The 688-nt window shown below is 72.5% G+C and carries 1 protein-coding gene; it reads left to right on the forward strand.

All coding sequences use genetic code 11. From position 1 onward, the window contains the following. Window positions 1-107: 107 nt before the first annotated feature. Window positions 108-688 (forward strand): aminotransferase class I/II-fold pyridoxal phosphate-dependent enzyme (locus G7A99_RS23180; protein WP_163144408.1); only part of this gene is annotated, 581 nt, incomplete at its 3' end.

Here is a 688-nt window from a genome sequence, read left to right on the forward strand (position 1 = left end):
ACAATTCGCACGGCAGGGCCGGCGACGGCCTATCCGGCGGGCACCGTACCGGGATTCCGGGGACGCGGCGGCAGCGGATCCCCGGAACACCTTGCAGGGGAGACACCATGACCGAGGCGGACTCCCGGGCGGGGCGGATCGCGGACCGCATCGCCCGCAGCATCGACGAGGGCCAGCTCAACACCGGTGCGCGGCTGCCCTCCATCCGGGCGGCGGCACGGGAATACGGCGTATCCAAGAACACGGTGGTGGAGGCCTACGACCGCCTCGTCGCCACCGGCTATCTCTCGCCGCGGCGCGGCTCCGGCTTCTACGTCGCCTACCGCCGGCGCAGCGAGCCGAGCGCACCGCCGGAACACTTCACCGAGGCCATCGACCTGGTCTCGCTGCTGCGCGAGCAGCTCAACCGCCACTATACCGTGCGCGCCGGCGACGGCCGCCCGCCCACGAGCTGGATGGAGACCTCGGAGCTCGGCCGCTACCTCAAACGCACCGGCCGCCAGGGCGAGGCGGAGGACGACTTCGAGTACGGTCATCCCCAGGGCTTCCCGCCCCTGCGCGAGACCGTCGCGCGCACCCTGGGCGAGCGCGGGATCTCCGCCGGCCCGGAGCAGGTGCTGCTCACCTTCGGCGCGAACCACGCCCTGGACCTGCTGGTCCGCCACTTCGTCGAGCCCGGCGACACCGT

This window comes from Arhodomonas sp. KWT, assembly GCF_010993615.1.